Source organism: Aestuariibaculum marinum (assembly GCF_014596975.1).
In the GTDB taxonomy this organism is placed as follows: domain Bacteria; phylum Bacteroidota; class Bacteroidia; order Flavobacteriales; family Flavobacteriaceae; genus Aestuariibaculum; species Aestuariibaculum marinum.
Genome location: NZ_JACVXD010000010.1, coordinates 1 through 14380, shown reverse-complemented (window position 1 = coordinate 14380; position 14380 = coordinate 1). Strand labels below are relative to the sequence as shown.

15 protein-coding genes and 1 riboswitch are annotated in these 14380 nt (G+C 34.7%); of the genes, 1 reads left to right on the top strand and 14 read right to left on the bottom strand.

Annotated elements, in window-relative coordinates:
• Window positions 1-27: 27 nt before the first annotated feature.
• From ICJ85_RS13745 to ICJ85_RS13680, 14 genes are all read right to left on the bottom strand, one after another.
• On the bottom strand, window positions 28-399 hold the full coding sequence (locus ICJ85_RS13745; RefSeq protein WP_188224378.1) for a 6-phosphogluconate dehydrogenase: 372 nt from the start codon (window positions 397-399) through the stop codon (window positions 28-30).
• Between the two features lie 40 nt (window positions 400-439).
• Window positions 440-982 (bottom strand): YceI family protein, encoded by a 543-nt coding sequence (locus ICJ85_RS13740; RefSeq protein WP_188224377.1) that lies wholly within the window; start codon window positions 980-982, stop codon window positions 440-442.
• Window positions 983-1026: 44 nt separating this feature from the next.
• On the bottom strand, window positions 1027-1398 hold the full coding sequence (locus ICJ85_RS13735; RefSeq protein ID WP_188224376.1) for a hypothetical protein: 372 nt from the start codon (window positions 1396-1398) through the stop codon (window positions 1027-1029).
• Between the two features lie 20 nt (window positions 1399-1418).
• Complete coding sequence (locus ICJ85_RS13730) at window positions 1419-1781, bottom strand: hypothetical protein (protein WP_188224375.1); 363 nt, start codon at window positions 1779-1781, stop codon at window positions 1419-1421.
• Window positions 1782-1792: 11 nt separating this feature from the next.
• A complete protein-coding gene (locus ICJ85_RS13725) occupies window positions 1793-2638 on the bottom strand; it encodes a DUF5777 family beta-barrel protein (RefSeq protein ID WP_188224374.1) in 846 nt (281 codons plus the stop codon).
• Between the two features lie 34 nt (window positions 2639-2672).
• Entirely contained in the window at window positions 2673-3245 is a 573-nt protein-coding gene (locus ICJ85_RS13720; RefSeq protein WP_188224373.1) for a T9SS type A sorting domain-containing protein, read from the bottom strand.
• Between the two features lie 16 nt (window positions 3246-3261).
• Entirely contained in the window at window positions 3262-3651 is a 390-nt protein-coding gene (locus ICJ85_RS13715; RefSeq protein WP_188224372.1) for an OB-fold protein, read from the bottom strand.
• A 174-nt stretch (window positions 3652-3825) separates the two neighbouring features.
• Window positions 3826-4659 carry a DUF4382 domain-containing protein gene (locus ICJ85_RS13710; protein WP_188224371.1) on the bottom strand — a complete coding sequence of 278 codons (834 nt, stop codon included), beginning with the start codon at window positions 4657-4659 and terminating at the stop codon, window positions 3826-3828.
• Between the two features lie 132 nt (window positions 4660-4791).
• Window positions 4792-5328, bottom strand: coding sequence for an acyl-CoA thioesterase (locus ICJ85_RS13705; RefSeq protein WP_188224370.1), 537 nt, complete (start codon window positions 5326-5328; stop codon window positions 4792-4794).
• A gap of 250 nt (window positions 5329-5578) precedes the next feature.
• Entirely contained in the window at window positions 5579-6958 is a 1380-nt protein-coding gene (gene rmuC / locus ICJ85_RS13700; RefSeq protein WP_188224369.1) for a DNA recombination protein RmuC, read from the bottom strand.
• Between the two features lie 68 nt (window positions 6959-7026).
• Window positions 7027-8751: a tetratricopeptide repeat protein gene (locus ICJ85_RS13695; RefSeq protein WP_188224368.1), complete on the bottom strand. Its 1725-nt coding sequence runs from the start codon at window positions 8749-8751 to the stop codon at window positions 7027-7029.
• Window positions 8752-8867: 116 nt separating this feature from the next.
• On the bottom strand, window positions 8868-9662 hold the full coding sequence (locus tag ICJ85_RS13690) for an ABC transporter ATP-binding protein (protein WP_188224367.1): 795 nt from the start codon (window positions 9660-9662) through the stop codon (window positions 8868-8870).
• A 14-nt stretch (window positions 9663-9676) separates the two neighbouring features.
• Window positions 9677-10708, bottom strand: a complete 1032-nt coding sequence (locus ICJ85_RS13685; protein WP_188224366.1) for a FecCD family ABC transporter permease — start codon at window positions 10706-10708, stop codon at window positions 9677-9679.
• Entirely contained in the window at window positions 10709-11863 is a 1155-nt protein-coding gene (locus tag ICJ85_RS13680) for an ABC transporter substrate-binding protein (RefSeq protein WP_188224365.1), read from the bottom strand. It lies immediately after the preceding gene.
• 60 nt (window positions 11864-11923) lie between these two features.
• Window positions 11924-12227: riboswitch (cobalamin riboswitch) on the top strand.
• Between the two features lie 68 nt (window positions 12228-12295).
• Between ICJ85_RS13680 and ICJ85_RS13675 the strand changes: the two genes are divergently transcribed.
• Window positions 12296-14167: a TonB-dependent receptor plug domain-containing protein gene (locus ICJ85_RS13675; RefSeq protein WP_188224364.1), complete on the top strand. Its 1872-nt coding sequence runs from the start codon at window positions 12296-12298 to the stop codon at window positions 14165-14167.
• Window positions 14168-14380: the final 213 nt, after the last annotated feature.

The following is a 14380-nucleotide window of genomic DNA, read 5'->3' as shown; positions in this document are numbered from 1 at the left end:
AAAGGCCGCTTTTAAAGCGGCCTTTTTTTATTTCTTATATAATGTTTGTCGTTCTTTATCTTCTTCAACTTTTGTGATAAAATATTTGGTATCACCTAGCCAAAAAAAGGTGCGGTAACGCTCAAAATAACTGAGTCTGACAAAGCGACCTTGGTATTTTTGAAGATCATTAATTATTTTTTTGTTGCCTTTTTCTACCGAGAAGGCAAAGCGTTGTTCTTCTGAAACCCCTTGACTTAATTCACCTTCCCAGGTTTTTGTAAAAACACCTTTTTTACTGAATTTAATCAAGTCTCCAGATCGAACACCCTCACTGTAGGGAACATAATAGACAAAACAAAAATATCCAATTGTAACAATAACAATGGCAGCAATCAACTTGTAAAGAAATTTTTTCATGGTAATGGTTTGATATTGGCTAAAGATAATAAAATCGGAATTACTTTTTTGTAAGTTTAAAGTCGAAAGAAACGGCAATGGTCTCTGCAATTTTATTGCTTACTATTTTAGGGATTTTGATATCGAATTCTGAAGCATTTGCTTCAAATTTGCCTGAAATTTCAAGAATGTCATTCACTTTTGAAATAATAATTGGGACCTTGTTTAGGGTTTTTGTTTTACCATGAAAGCTGAGGGCTCCACTGATGGTAAAAGAAGTTTTTTTATTGATTTTTGAAACGTTAAAATCATCGATTGTTCCCTTAAAAGTTGCCTTAGGGTAAGTGTCCGATTCAGCATAGTTTTCATTAAAATGTTCTTCCATTAAAGCATTTTTAAAACGGAAACCTTTTACAAGGACTAGCGCTGCAAACTCACCATTATCAGCATTTAAAATGGCGGTTACCGAATTGTTTGTTGCTTTAACTTCTTCAAATGAAGGTACTGAGGCTTCAAAACCAACAGTACCTGTTTTTGTTAAATATTTATCTTGAGCAAAAACATTTAAGCTAATAAATGCCATGCAATAGAGTAGGTATTTCATTGTAATGTTTTATTGTTTTAATTCAAAAAGTACCAAATACAATATTAATTTTCTAATAATCCTCCATCTTTCCATTGCTGAATGAGGTTTTTATCTGTTGCAGATAAGGTGCCATTAACCGGCATTTTACCGGCTCCGGTTCTATTAATGCGATCTAGAATTGCATCAATATAACTAGATACCTGTGCATAGGTAGTTAAGGACATTGGTGCGCTATTTGATGGAGTGCTACCATGACAGGATGTACAATTACTTGATATTATGCTTTTAATATCGGCATCATAGGTTACTTTTTCTGTTGGTGTTGGATCGGGGTCAGGATCTGGTTGAGCCGTCATATCGTCATCACTACTGCTTGAGCAGTTAAAAACAAAAAGCATTATTGCTAAACCGTAAAAAAGAGATTTAAAATTCATAGCATAGAGTTTAAAGTTATTTAGTTTTCTAGTAGTCCATCTGTTTCCCATTTTTCAATGAGATCGATAAGGTTTTGTGGTAATTTTGGGCCACCCAAAGGCATAAGCCCTCCTGAAGCTGTTCCATTAATTTTACCGATTAAATTATTGTTTTGCACAGCAGACTTTACATTGTTATAAGTTGTTAATGATACGCTGGCGCCGCTGTTCGGAGTATTAGCATGGCAACTAATGCAGTTATTGTCAATTATGGTCTTTACATTGTTATTATAAGTAACAATATTTGGTAATGGCGTAGAGTCTAACAAATCATCTGTACTGTCGTTAGCACAGTTAAATAAGCAAACAGAAAAAAGTATTAATATTATAGATAAAGGTTTCATAGTAGAAAGGGTTAAAATACACGGCTTAAGTTAAATCCGAAATAAATATTACCATCACTCCAGTCTCCGGTGCTTTGACCTAGAAAGGTATTGGTATTCATACCCTGAGCATTGGTAAAATGCATTTGAAATACATGACCCCCGGTTTCTAAATCGATACCTATAGATAACGGGTTTTTAAACGGAGAATTGTCGGCACGGTTTAAATGCCATCCATAATCGGCGTTTAAAGACCAGCGTTTTCCTAGTTTATACCGTCCACCAAAACCTAAAGCAAATTGAGAATTATCCTGTTCATCAATGGCTACGTAATTATCATGAAAAAACGTAGGCGCCAGTTCAAGGGATAAATTAGAATTAACTTTTCTGGATACCAATACTTGAGCGGTGTAGCCTAGTCGGTGTTTAAATTCTAAAAGCGGAAGGTTATTTTTTTCCAGTCCTGTATTTATTAATATAGAATTGTATCCTACTACCGTAAGTGGAAAACCATTATTTTGCTGTTTTAAAAGCGTATATTTTGCTGCTGCTTCATAAATTTTTTGAAACGAACTTCTGGAGATACTCACATTTATATCGTCGGTAATACCGAAAATAAAATTTAAGCGGGTTACGGCGTCATCCAGACCGAAAAAGGTGTCGATACCATTTTCTAAGCTCCCAAATCGGTGTGCTACCACAAAAGTAAATTCGCCTTTAGCAACGAGTTTAGTTGATTCAAAGTTTACAATTTTTAGTCCTTTGAATGCCGCCGAGGCGTATTGCGATGAGACATCAGTATCTATCTCATCTAATAAATCATCCTGAGCATGAACTAGTATAGGAATACAAAAAAGAAAAATAAGTAGGTGTTTCATACGTAGAGTAGTTTAGTTAATTATGTTTAAAAGTTTAATGCTTAAAAAAGCGCTTGGTTATACTTGAATTGGATGTATTTAGCTTTAATAGATACATCCCTGAGGGTAAATTAGAAATATTAATTTTACTACCCAAATAAGGTGTGCTATTGATTTCTTTTCCAAGTATATTGTAAATAGTAACTGTTTTTAAATCTAAACCGTTTGGGATGTTTAAAGTCAGGAAATCTTTGGCGGGGTTTGGAGATAAGGAGATGTTTTTTAAGGAAAACTCTTTGTCACTTAAAGCTTCTTCAACGGTTATAGTACCGCCCATAGTTTGAGTATGAACTCCACATATATAAGGATTAGTACCTACGACGGTAAAGGTATACTCGAAAACGTGATTTATTTCTGTAAATTCTTCGCTATCAAAAGATTCTGAGCTTCCTGGTTGACTTACAACGGAATGACGTAAGTTATCTGTCCAAGTCCATCTTACGGTTTCTCCAACTTTTATGGTTAAATTTAAGCTAGTTCCAACTGATGTATCCCAGATAAGGTCGTGAATAGTTTGTGCTTGTATTCCCCAAGAGGTTAATACGAAAAGGAGTAGAAATGTTTTCATGTGTTAGTTGTTTAAATTAATCTTTAACTATACTACACTGATCCAGTTTTACCTGTTCTAATAAATCGTCGTAACCAATACAGCGACCTTTAATTTTAATTGTTGTATTTACTTTTTGGGGCGGGTTTATAGCCGTACTAAACTGACAAAAAATACTTTGGTCTAGGGTAATGTCTGTTTGGTTTAAATCCGTTATAACACCAGTAACCTCAATGGTTTTATTGATAAATTTAAGTTCGGCTTCATTGGGGGAGTTTACAAAGGCTTCACTGAAAGCAGAAGCTTCAAGGACAAAATCGGCAGATTCTGTTTCAATATTTCTGTGATCTTGGTATATATAACTATAACCAAAATAGAGCGCTAAAATAAATAAGGCAAGGATATATATGTAATACCTTTTCTTCATTCTACTAAAGTTAATGAAAATAAATGACATTTAAAAAAGCCCTGTTTTATTATAAAAAGTAGCTTTTTTTACGTTAACAAGAAAAGGCAGTCCATAAAAAAACTAAAGGCTTTTAAGAATAATTATGTGTAATTTATCTTAAAAGCCTTTATAAATTTTGTTTATATAAAATTATTATGGAGTAACAGTTGTTAAAAGAATAGTTCCTGCTTCGGTTACTTCTCCTACGATAACCATTGTTTCTGCAGAATAGGCATTGTATCCTTCTCTAGATATTTTTAACGTGTAAGTTCCGCCTTCAAGTCCTTGAAATAAGAAGTTTCCATTCTCATCGGTCATGGTGTCGGTTACTTTAAGGTCTTCAGCGTCGTAAATTTCTACTGTAACATCTGCCATAGGTGTTTCAACCTCTTCAATGTTTTCAACTACAGTTCCACTAACAGATCCAGAATTAACTTCTGCATTTACTTTAATTACAGGTTTAAGATTGTATGACCCTGTGCTTCCAGATTCAACGATAGACTCGCTTACCACCCAGTCAAGGATGAAAGTATAAGTAAATCCTCCTTCAAGCTCGGTGTTTAAGTTTAGTTTTAATCCAGACTGCATAGCACTTGGAGTGCTTAAAGGAATTAAAGTGTCGTCGCCTTCTAATTTAAGGGTGTTGCCATCTCCTAATACAAGTCTGATTTGTTTCAGCATTCCAGAAGGAATAATTTGATCGGTTAACAAAAGAGAATTCCCAGAGATAAGTTCTGTTAGGTCAACTTCAATCGGGTAAGCTTCGGCCGGAGCAAAACTTTGCCAACCGTCTTCATTTTCAGTAGAATTGTACTGAATGTCTGTGATAACAACATTCACCTCTTCATAATCACCCGGGGCATCAACTAATTTTAGCTGAACGCGAGAGGTGTTTTCTCCATCGTTGTCACTACAGCTATTGAAAAATGTTAGTGACATGATTGAAATACCAATGATTAAGTAGGTCTTTAAATTTTTAAAATTCATTGTTTTTAGATTTTGGGTTTATTTTAAATGATTCACTAATATAACAAGTTACATTAGGAATTTCCTACCCTCTAATTTGAAAAAAATGAAATAAAATTTGTTAAGAATTGCTTATTATTGATTTATAGTGAATTATAATTCAACCTGAGCATTTTGTTGTTTCACAATTTCGATGTAATCTTCAATAACAAAACCTGAAGGTTTATATTTAGAACTTCGGTGTTTCGATTGTTCCTGACGTTCAATACTTCTGGCAAAACGGCGTACGCTATCCTTTGTTTTTAAAATAATACCAGGAACCGGTACATTTTTACCACTTTCATCTTTAGCAACCATTGTAAAGTACGAGGAGTTACAGTGTTTCTTTTCTCCGGTTTGAATGTTTTCCGATTCTACTCGAACCCCGATTACCATAGAGGTTCTTCCAGTAAAATTTACAGAAGCTTTAAGGGTAACCAATTCACCAACCTCAATAGGATTTAAAAAATCTACTTTGTTAACTGAAGCCGTTACACAATAATTTCTGGAATGTTTAGAGGCACAGGCAAATGCAATTTGATCCATCAAACTTAAAATGTAACCACCATGAATTTTTCCACTAAAATTAGAGTTCGATGGTAACATTAACTGAGTAATTGTAATCTGTGATTCTTCAATAGTTCTAAACATGTGTAATGACTTATTAATTAATTTATAGGAGTTGGTTTTAAGGCCTTTAATTTCTTATTTAAAACTAATATAAACATATCTATTTGAGTTATTCTTAACCTAAAAATATTTTTCGTGAGTTCTGAAATATTCTACTTATTTTGAATAATTTTCTCAATTATATCAAGGGCTGCTTGAAAATAATGTAAACAAAAAACACCTGTGGAATACAGGTGTTTGAATGGTTTTAATTCATTTTTGATGAATAAGCTTATTCTTCTTCGGCTCGTTTTAGGAGTTTTTCATTTTGGTGTTTGCTAGCCTTAGCACCTAAAATTTTAAGTTTTTCGACGCGAGAAACCAAATTGCCTTTTCCTGTTAGTTTTTTCATAGCACCTTCATACGATTTTTGAACGGTTCCAATTTGGTTTCCAACTTTAATAAGTTCGTCGGTAAGGTTGACGAATGAATCATAAAGGCGCCCAGCTTGCGTGGCAATTTCAATCGCATTTTGTTGTTGCTTTTCGTTGTTCCACATGGTGTCTATGGTTCTAAGCGTCGCCAAAAGGGTAGATGGCGTTACTATAACAATATTCTTTTCAAACGCTTTATTGTAGATGCTATTATCTTCATTAACCACCACTGCAAAAGCAGGTTCAATAGGGATAAACATTAATACAAAGTCTGGCGATTCGATATCGTATAAATCCTGATAGTTTTTGTCTGATAGTTGATCGACATGTTTCTTAATGGAGTTGACATGTGCTTTTAAAAACTGTGCTTTGTCTTCATCTTCTGCATTTACAAAGCGTTCGTAATCGACTAAAGACACCTTACTGTCAATAATCATTTTTTTATTATCCGGCAGGTGTAAAACCACATCCGGTAACACACGAGCACCAGAATCTAAAGTAAAGTTTTGCTGAACAAAATATTCGCGATCTTTTTCTAAACCCGATTTTTCAAGTACACGTTCCAGTACTAATTCGCCCCAGTTCCCCTGCATTTTACTGTCACCTTTTAAAGCACGGGTTAGGTTAGTGGCTTCTTTAGTCATTTGCTGATTCAGGTCTTTCAAGCCTAATAATTGCTCTTTTAAAGCTGAATGCATACTGATGCTTTCTTTTTGAGAGTCTTCAACTTTTTTCTCGAAGCCTTGTATTTTTTCCTGTAAGGGGTTTAAAATATGTTTTAGGTTTTCTTTATTCTGAAGGGTGAATTTCTCGGATTTTTCGTCTAAAATCTTATTCGCTAAGTTTTCAAACTCTTTACTGAATTTTTCCTGAAGCTTTTCTACTTCACTTTTTTGTTCTTCATTTTTAAGTTTTAAATTTTCGAATTCGGTGTTTTTGATGGCTAATTCAGAATTCAAAAATTCTTTTTCGCGACGAATATCTTCGCGTTCATGTTCAATTTTAGAAATCGTTTCTTTGAAGTCAATAATCTGTTTGTTGAACATTTCGGTTTGTTTATCGAGATCCTGTTGCGCGGCCTGCTTAATATCACCTAATTGCTGTTGTAAAGTATTGTTGCGTTCGGCTAAAGTGCTCAACTCACTTTTTCCTTTTAATTTATTGATAAGCATACCTATATAGGCACCGATACCCGCCGAAAGGATTATGGCAAAAATAAGAATAAGGTTGTCGTTCATGAAAAAAAGAATTTATTCAAAGATAAATTTTTTACAAACGTATATCCTGTTGAATTTTTAAAAGTTATTTACAGCACCGATGTTGTTATGGCTATATCACTGTCTTGCCAGGCTTTATTAAATTCGTTTTTTATTTTTTTAGCGTCTTTGGTTTTACCTTGGGCAAGCAGGCTATTGTATAACCCCATTAACGACCAACCGTTTTGTCTTAAGTTTACCAAGTCTTCTTTGTAGATTTTTTCGGCTTCAGAATAACGTTTGGCTTTCATTAATATATCTCCTAAATTTTGTCTTGGCGGAATATGCCACGCGGAAGGTTCGTTGTAAATGAGATTGTCTTCAATTGCGACAGCTTTCTCAAAATGGGTAATAGCGGTGTTGTAATCTTTGGTGTTTGCTGCGATTTCACCCGAAACAATTTCATAAGCCAGTTTTGCTAAGGTGGTGCCGCTATCGAAACCGGTTGCAATATTGTTTTCCATGTCCGGGTCGTTTGCTAAAACATCAATAGCTTCTAATTCTTCTTTGGCCTCCTTTAAATTATTTTTTCGGGTAAATGCAATGCCTCTGGTGTAGTGCCAAATAAGTTTTAGATGTTTAATATCATCATTGGGTTTGGGATAGGTTAAAATGTCGTTCCATTTCCCAAATCGGGTGTAAGCCAATAGTGGTGTAGCAGCGAAATTTTGCAAAAAGTGAAGGTCTTTCATTTCGCCAACCGGTACTTTTTCGGCCGTTTTTTTTGCAGCTTCAATAGCGAGTTGACTGTTACCCAATAAACTGGAAGCAGACCATAAAAAATGAATGTTATGGGGATAATAGCCTAACGGATACATGCCTTGCGAAAAGCATTGTGAAATATAATCTTCGTCAGCAAGAATGGCTTTTTGGTTGGCTTCAACGGCATCTTTATAACGGCCAACTCTTATGTAAATATGGGAAGGCATATGTACTATATGTCCGGCAGCGGGCATTAACGAAGCGAGTTTTTCTGCACTGTGTACTGCCATGTCCGGTTTTGGTAGTTCCACCATATGAATATAATAGTGATGAGCGCCTGGATTATCCGGATCTAATTTTATAGCTTTTTCCAATGCTGCTTTTGCTTCAGTGATATTTGGGGAAGGGTTTCCTTTTTTGTCCCAATAGTTCCAAGGCACTGTATTCATAATAGAAGCAGCATAGAGGGTTTGTATATCACTGTCGTCAGGAAATTGAGCAACCACTTTTTCCATGGCTTTCATGTACGCCATATTCAGTTCACTAACTTCTTTCGTTAAATCTGTGGAATAACGATGTGTTAAGGCTTTTATGAGTGCTTGTTCTTTAGGTGTAGAATTTTTAGATTGGTTTAGAGCTTGGGCAATTGCTTCGTTGTATTTGTTTTTGCGTTCATCATCGGGTTGCGGATCATTAATATTTGGACCTAAAGTATAGGCTTGTCCCCAATATGCCATGGCACAATTAGGGTCTAATCTTGACGCTTCCATAAAGGAACGATGTGCTTCTGCATGGTTAAAGGCATAGGTTAAGCGAATACCCTGATTGAAAAATCGTTGTGCCAATTCATTTGTTGTACTCACCTTATAGCTATGATTCCCCAAGTTTTCAAAAAGCGGCGCAATTTGTTTGGTTGAATCTATATTGTCTAATAGAAAAGCGGTTGATGTACAACTAATAGAATTAGTACCAATTTTACGACTATAGTCAAATGCCTCTTCGTGGTTTATTTTATGTGAAATAGTTGCATACAGTATAACGGCTGTAAACAGAATAGCTAGTTTAGTTTTCATAATATCAATCGGTTAGGGTTGTTGTAGTTTACCTAAATGGTAGGTGCAGATACTGATTGATTATGAGGAAGTCTTGTTATAAATTTAGTTAAAATACTGGTGAAAAGAAAGTTATGCTATTTTTTAATTCTGAAACTTCCTGTGTTTTCATCAAAAGTAATAAGGTCTTTTGGGAATAATTTCTCGAATGCACCGCTTCTTATCAGGTTACAGGGTTGATCCATTTCAATATGGTCTTTAGTCATGACAATCATGCTATCACACAATTGAATGGCCAGGTCAATTTCGTGTGATGAGAACAAAATGGTTTTCCCCGTTTCCTTGGCTAGTTTTTTAAGCAATTTTAAAATATATGCTTTGTGATACATATCCAAATGCGTTGTTGGTTCGTCCAGAATAATCAAATCGGTATCTTGAGATAAGGCACGTGCAATCATCACTTTTTGCAACTGACCATCGCTTAACTCGAAACATTTTTTGTGTTTGATATCTTCAATATGTGTTTGCTCTAAAGCTTGATTAACAATGGCTACATCTTCGGATGTTAAATTTCCCACCCAATTGGTGTACGGTTGTCGACCTAAGGCCACTAGTTCGAAAACCGATAAGTTTTTAGAAATGAGTTTTTCTGTTAATACCAAGCTTAAAATTTTAGCTAAATCAATGGCGCTTTGTTTTTCTAAGAACTTGTTGTTGATGAGCACCTGGCCTGCAATCGGGTTTTGCACTTTGGTAAGTGTGCGAAGTAAGGTTGATTTACCAATACCATTAGCACCAACTAACCCAATTAATTCTCCGTTGCGCAATTCAATATTGATGTTAGAGGCAATAATGGTTTGTTCCTTTTTAGAGGTGTAACCAATGCTTAAATTTTCGGTTTTTAAAATGATATGATGTTCGTTGTGTTCCACTGAAATTATTCTATTTAAAATATCATTTTACGTTTTCTAACCAATAACCAGATAATCACCGGAGCGCCTATTAACGCCGTTATCGCATTGATAGGTAAAGTTAAATCACTATTTGGTACCTGTGAAATACTATCGCAAACGAGCATGATAATTGATCCGAATAGAAATACAGCTGGTAATAATATCTTGTGATTTGAAGTGTTGAAAATCTGTCTTGTTAAATGCGGAATAGCTAAACCAATAAAGGCGATGGGGCCGGCAAATGCAGTGATGGTTCCTGCTAATAAACTGGTAGAAATAATGATGGCAAAGCGACTTCGTTTAATATTTAATCCTAAGCTCTTGGCGTAATTTTCACCTAATAGTAGGGTGTTTAATGATTTTATGGATCCGATACTAATTAACAGTCCGAAGCTGTAAATGATAGAAAATATTAAAAGTTCATGCCACGATAAATTACCTAAACTTCCAAATCCCCAGAAGATATATTGTTGTAATTGTTCTGCTGAACCAAAATAAGAAAGAACACTCACTACGGAAGACGTAATGCTGGCAAACATGAGCCCGATAATTAAAATCGCCATGGTATCTCTAACTTTTAGAGAGGTAATTAAAACGGCAAAAAGTAATAAAAAACTTCCTAAACTGGCCGCAATAACAATGCTCCATTTAGACATTAAAAAGGCAGCAAACGCGGTTCCGAACAACCCAGATCCTAGAATAATGGTTGCAACGCCTAAACTTGCCCCAGAACTGATACCTAAAACAAAGGGGCCGGCCAATGGATTCCTGAATAGGGTTTGCATTAAAAGACCTGAAATACCTAAACCTGACCCAACTAAAATAGCGGTAACTGCTTTTGGTAGACGGTAATTAGTAATAATATAATGCCAGGATTCCTGTGATGTTTCAGTACCTATTAAACTATTAAAAACATCTTTTATTGGAATGTAAATAGAGCCCAAACTTATATTGATGAAAAAGCATAATACCAACAAAATTGCAAGCACTAAAAAAGGAACGTTATATGTTTTTATGGGCGTCAATTATTCTAAGCGTTTAAAAAAGTAAAGATCATAATTTTTCAGGAGTTCCGGGTGACAAATTTTAATCAGGTCTTTTAAAACCAGGTCTGGTCTGGTCATGCCTAATTCAAAATACAAAACACCTCCAGTTGCTCCAGTAGTATTTGTGAAGGAGTAAATGTTTTTAGTTTGGAAAGCCTTAAATGTCGCATGATGCGGATTTCCGTTTTTAAGACTTTCCAGACTCGTGTAATTAGAAGGGCTCAACCAGATATCGGCATCTTTGGCTCTTGTAAATACGGATTCAAAATTAAGGGATAAACTTCCCGAACCTTTAGAATTACTCCACAAGTAATTGGCATGAGCATCTTCGAGAAGCTGGGCTTCGGTGCTTGATCCGTTTGGTAAATACCAAATATCTTTATGCATGGCGCCACTTAAAATAGTCGGTTTGTTTTGTGTGTTTTTAGCTAGTTTTTTGGCTTCTAAATAATCGGTTTCAATACGTTTAAAAATAGAATCCGTTTGTTGTTCTTTGTTGAATAAAACTCCGAAAAACTTTATCCATTCGGCTTTAGCTAAAGGAGAACTTTCCACCCAGTCGCCATTAAAAATAACAGGAATTCCTGATTTTTTAATAGTTTCCAAGGATTTGTTTTTGCCATTAATACCAAAACCAATAACCACGTCGGGTTGAGTGGCTAACAAAACTTCGGTATTTATGCCTTCATTTTTTCCAAGTTCTCTAATGTTCCCAGAATCTACAAGTGTTCTTATTTTTTTTGATGAAATGAAATCGGTTCCAGGGAATCCAACCAAAGTGTTTTCAACTTGTAAAAGTTCTAATCCGGGTAGATGCGTTGTACTAGTAACCACTATTTTATGTATTGGAAGGCTTATGATACCGTCGAATTCATCTCTATTTAAAGTGATTTTTGGAAGTATGCTGTCTTCAACTAAAGCATATTTGTAAACTTTATCTGAATTAGGCCAAGGATTCGATATGGTTAATATTTTATAGGCATTAGCAGCGCTAATCGAAAATCCTTTAGCGTAGCTTAGTGAAATTTCGGTATGGGTTTGCTCAGAAATTTTAATAGATTCTTCCTTTTTTTTACAAGCTAAAAAGGTGAAGAGGATTAGTAATAAGAAAGTCGTTTTTTTCACTATCAGCATAATTTGTGTCAAAAGTAAGATTAATTAATCTTTTGGATTAAACATTAGACTAAAAGGTTTACTTTTGCATCGAAATTTGGTTTTGTTGGCTTCACGCCAACGAATTAAAAGGGAATCCAGTGAAAAGATTTATGGATTTACGATTTCAGATTAACGAATTTTAATAATTCATTTAAAGTCTGAAAAAATAAAAGCTAAAGTCTTCATTCTGGAACTGTTCCCGCAACTGTAAGTTTATGCTGAATGTATTTCAGGACCTCTTTTTTAGAGGGTGTTATTTTCTTCAAAAAACCACTGGCGATTCGCTGGGAAGGTACAATAACATTAAATAAGTCAGGAGACCTGCCAGTTTTCAAAACAATTAAGTTAAACTTTCGGGATAAAAGTTTACGTATGTAAATCCATGCGGTTCTCGATTAATTATTTATTAAAATGAACAAAAAAACAAATGTTTTTGGTATACTGTGTTTAGGTATATCTATGGTTGGTTTTGCCCAACAAAATAAGGATGTAGCAACAATTGAGCAATTAGATGAGATTGTTATTTCCGATTCGCGTTTCGAATTAAAGCGTGAACATTCAGGCAAAACAGTAATAAAGATTTCAAGGCAAGAAATTGAAAACAATCAAGGAAAAAACATAGCAGAATTAATCAATACAAAAAGTGGTATTGAAATTAACGGAAGTAGAAGTGTTGAAGGTCAAAATTTAGGGTACTATGTACGTGGAGGTAGTACTAGACAGGTTTTAATTTTGATTGATGGTATTGCAGTTAATGATCCGTCGTTGGTATCTAATGAGTTCGATTTACGTCTTTTTGATTTAAACACCGTCGAATCTATTGAAATAATAAAAGGAGCAGCCAGTACTTTATACGGAAATGCAGCTGCCACGGCGGTAATTAGCATTACCACAAAAAAGGCTTCAAGCAATACGGTTTCGGGGAATTTTATGTCGGTAATAGGAACGAATCAATCTCAGGATGATTCAGATTACAACCCTTCTAGTTTTACTAATCATGTTTCGGTTAATGGAACAGCTAATAAATTTAATTATTTAGCCAGTTTTGGCAATCGTTTTGTTGATGGTTTATCGGCAGCAAAATCTGATAATCCCGAGAAAGACGCGTTTAACAGATTTAATACAAATGTAAAATTAGGGTACACGTTTAGTGATGCTTTCGATATTTCGGCATTTGCAAGTTATGATAAATTGAAAACTGATATCGACGGATTTCCTGCACCATCTTATACTTTAGCAGATACCGATGATGAATATCACAGCGAACAAACACGAGTAGGAGTTTCTCCAAAATTGACTTATGCTAACGGAAGTATTCAAGTGAATGCAGCTTACTCTAAAATCGATAGAGAAAGTATTTCTGATTACACCACAACCAATGAAGCAGAGAGTTTTGTAGTTGATGCTTTCAATAAATATGTGTTTAACGAAATGTTTTATACGATTGCAGGTTTAAATTATACTGAATATAAAAGCTTATTTGCAGACGAAGAAAGCTATACCAATACCGATCCCTATTTAAATGCCGTTTATGTGTCGCCATTAGGATTAAATATTAACGCAGGAGCACGTTTAAACAATCATAGTGAGTATGGTTCACATCTCGTTTATAACTTGAATCCGTCTTTTACTATGTCTTTAAGTGAAGGATATGTAAAAGCTTTCGGATCGTATGCAACCTCATTTATTGCCCCTAACTTATCTCAGTTATTCGGATATTATGGAGCCAACCTAGATTTGGAACCAGAGGAAAATTTAACAATGGAAGGTGGTTTAGAGATTAATACAGAAAAGGGCGTACGTTTAAGTGCTTTATATTTCCATAGAGATGAAGAAAATACCATAATCTATACAACAGGTTACGAAAATGCAACTACAGATGCTAAAGTGCAAGGTTTTGAAGTAGAAGCAGAGGTGAAGCCTTGCAATGCTGTTGTGTTTACAGCAAATTACACCTTTACAGAATTGATTGATGGAACACGTTTACGTTTACCTAAACACAAAGCAAATGCTGGTTTAGCATATAATTTCAGTGCGAATACCTACGCGTCTTTGAACTATCAGTTTGTGGACAGTAGAATGGATACCGATTTTTCAACCTATCAAAATGTTGATTTAGATTCTTTTTCTTTGGTTGATTTGTACTTCAGCCATAAATTGTTAGAGAACAGATTAAAGCTTTTTGTTGGAGTAACCAACTTATTCAATGAAGATTATATTGAGGTTATGGGGTATACTACTAAAGGAAGAAATGTGAATTTAGGATTGAATATCAATTTATAGAGGTACTTATATTTTGAAATGAAAAAGGCGTTCTGAATGGAACGCCTTTTTATTTTTATCGTTATTTGTGATTTATTGGTTTCAAATTAGGGTCTAAAACCCTGCAATTTCATTGCAGCACTTTAGTGATATAAAAATTATATCTTTATGATATGTCAGAATATCAGCGAAGAGGATCTCATACAGTTAGTCATTTGAGTTGTCATATAGTTT

What these genes read in the sequence shown, in the direction of transcription:
- ICJ85_RS13705 (WP_188224370.1), bottom strand. Translation starts at nt 5,328, where the DNA reads ATGTTTAGAACTATTGAAGAATCACAGATTACAATTACTCAGTTAATG.
- ICJ85_RS13715 (WP_188224372.1), bottom strand. Translation starts at nt 3,651, where the DNA reads ATGAAGAAAAGGTATTACATATATATCCTTGCCTTATTTATTTTAGCG.
- ICJ85_RS13675 (WP_188224364.1), top strand. Translation starts at nt 12,296, where the DNA reads ATGAACAAAAAAACAAATGTTTTTGGTATACTGTGTTTAGGTATATCT.
- rmuC (WP_188224369.1), bottom strand. Translation starts at nt 6,958, where the DNA reads ATGAACGACAACCTTATTCTTATTTTTGCCATAATCCTTTCGGCGGGT.
- ICJ85_RS13735 (WP_188224376.1), bottom strand. Translation starts at nt 1,398, where the DNA reads ATGAATTTTAAATCTCTTTTTTACGGTTTAGCAATAATGCTTTTTGTT.
- ICJ85_RS13695 (WP_188224368.1), bottom strand. Translation starts at nt 8,751, where the DNA reads ATGAAAACTAAACTAGCTATTCTGTTTACAGCCGTTATACTGTATGCA.
- ICJ85_RS13710 (WP_188224371.1), bottom strand. Translation starts at nt 4,659, where the DNA reads ATGAATTTTAAAAATTTAAAGACCTACTTAATCATTGGTATTTCAATC.
- ICJ85_RS13725 (WP_188224374.1), bottom strand. Translation starts at nt 2,638, where the DNA reads ATGAAACACCTACTTATTTTTCTTTTTTGTATTCCTATACTAGTTCAT.
- ICJ85_RS13720 (WP_188224373.1), bottom strand. Translation starts at nt 3,245, where the DNA reads ATGAAAACATTTCTACTCCTTTTCGTATTAACCTCTTGGGGAATACAA.
- ICJ85_RS13680 (WP_188224365.1), bottom strand. Translation starts at nt 11,863, where the DNA reads ATGCTGATAGTGAAAAAAACGACTTTCTTATTACTAATCCTCTTCACC.
- ICJ85_RS13730 (WP_188224375.1), bottom strand. Translation starts at nt 1,781, where the DNA reads ATGAAACCTTTATCTATAATATTAATACTTTTTTCTGTTTGCTTATTT.
- ICJ85_RS13745 (WP_188224378.1), bottom strand. Translation starts at nt 399, where the DNA reads ATGAAAAAATTTCTTTACAAGTTGATTGCTGCCATTGTTATTGTTACA.
- ICJ85_RS13740 (WP_188224377.1), bottom strand. Translation starts at nt 982, where the DNA reads ATGAAATACCTACTCTATTGCATGGCATTTATTAGCTTAAATGTTTTT.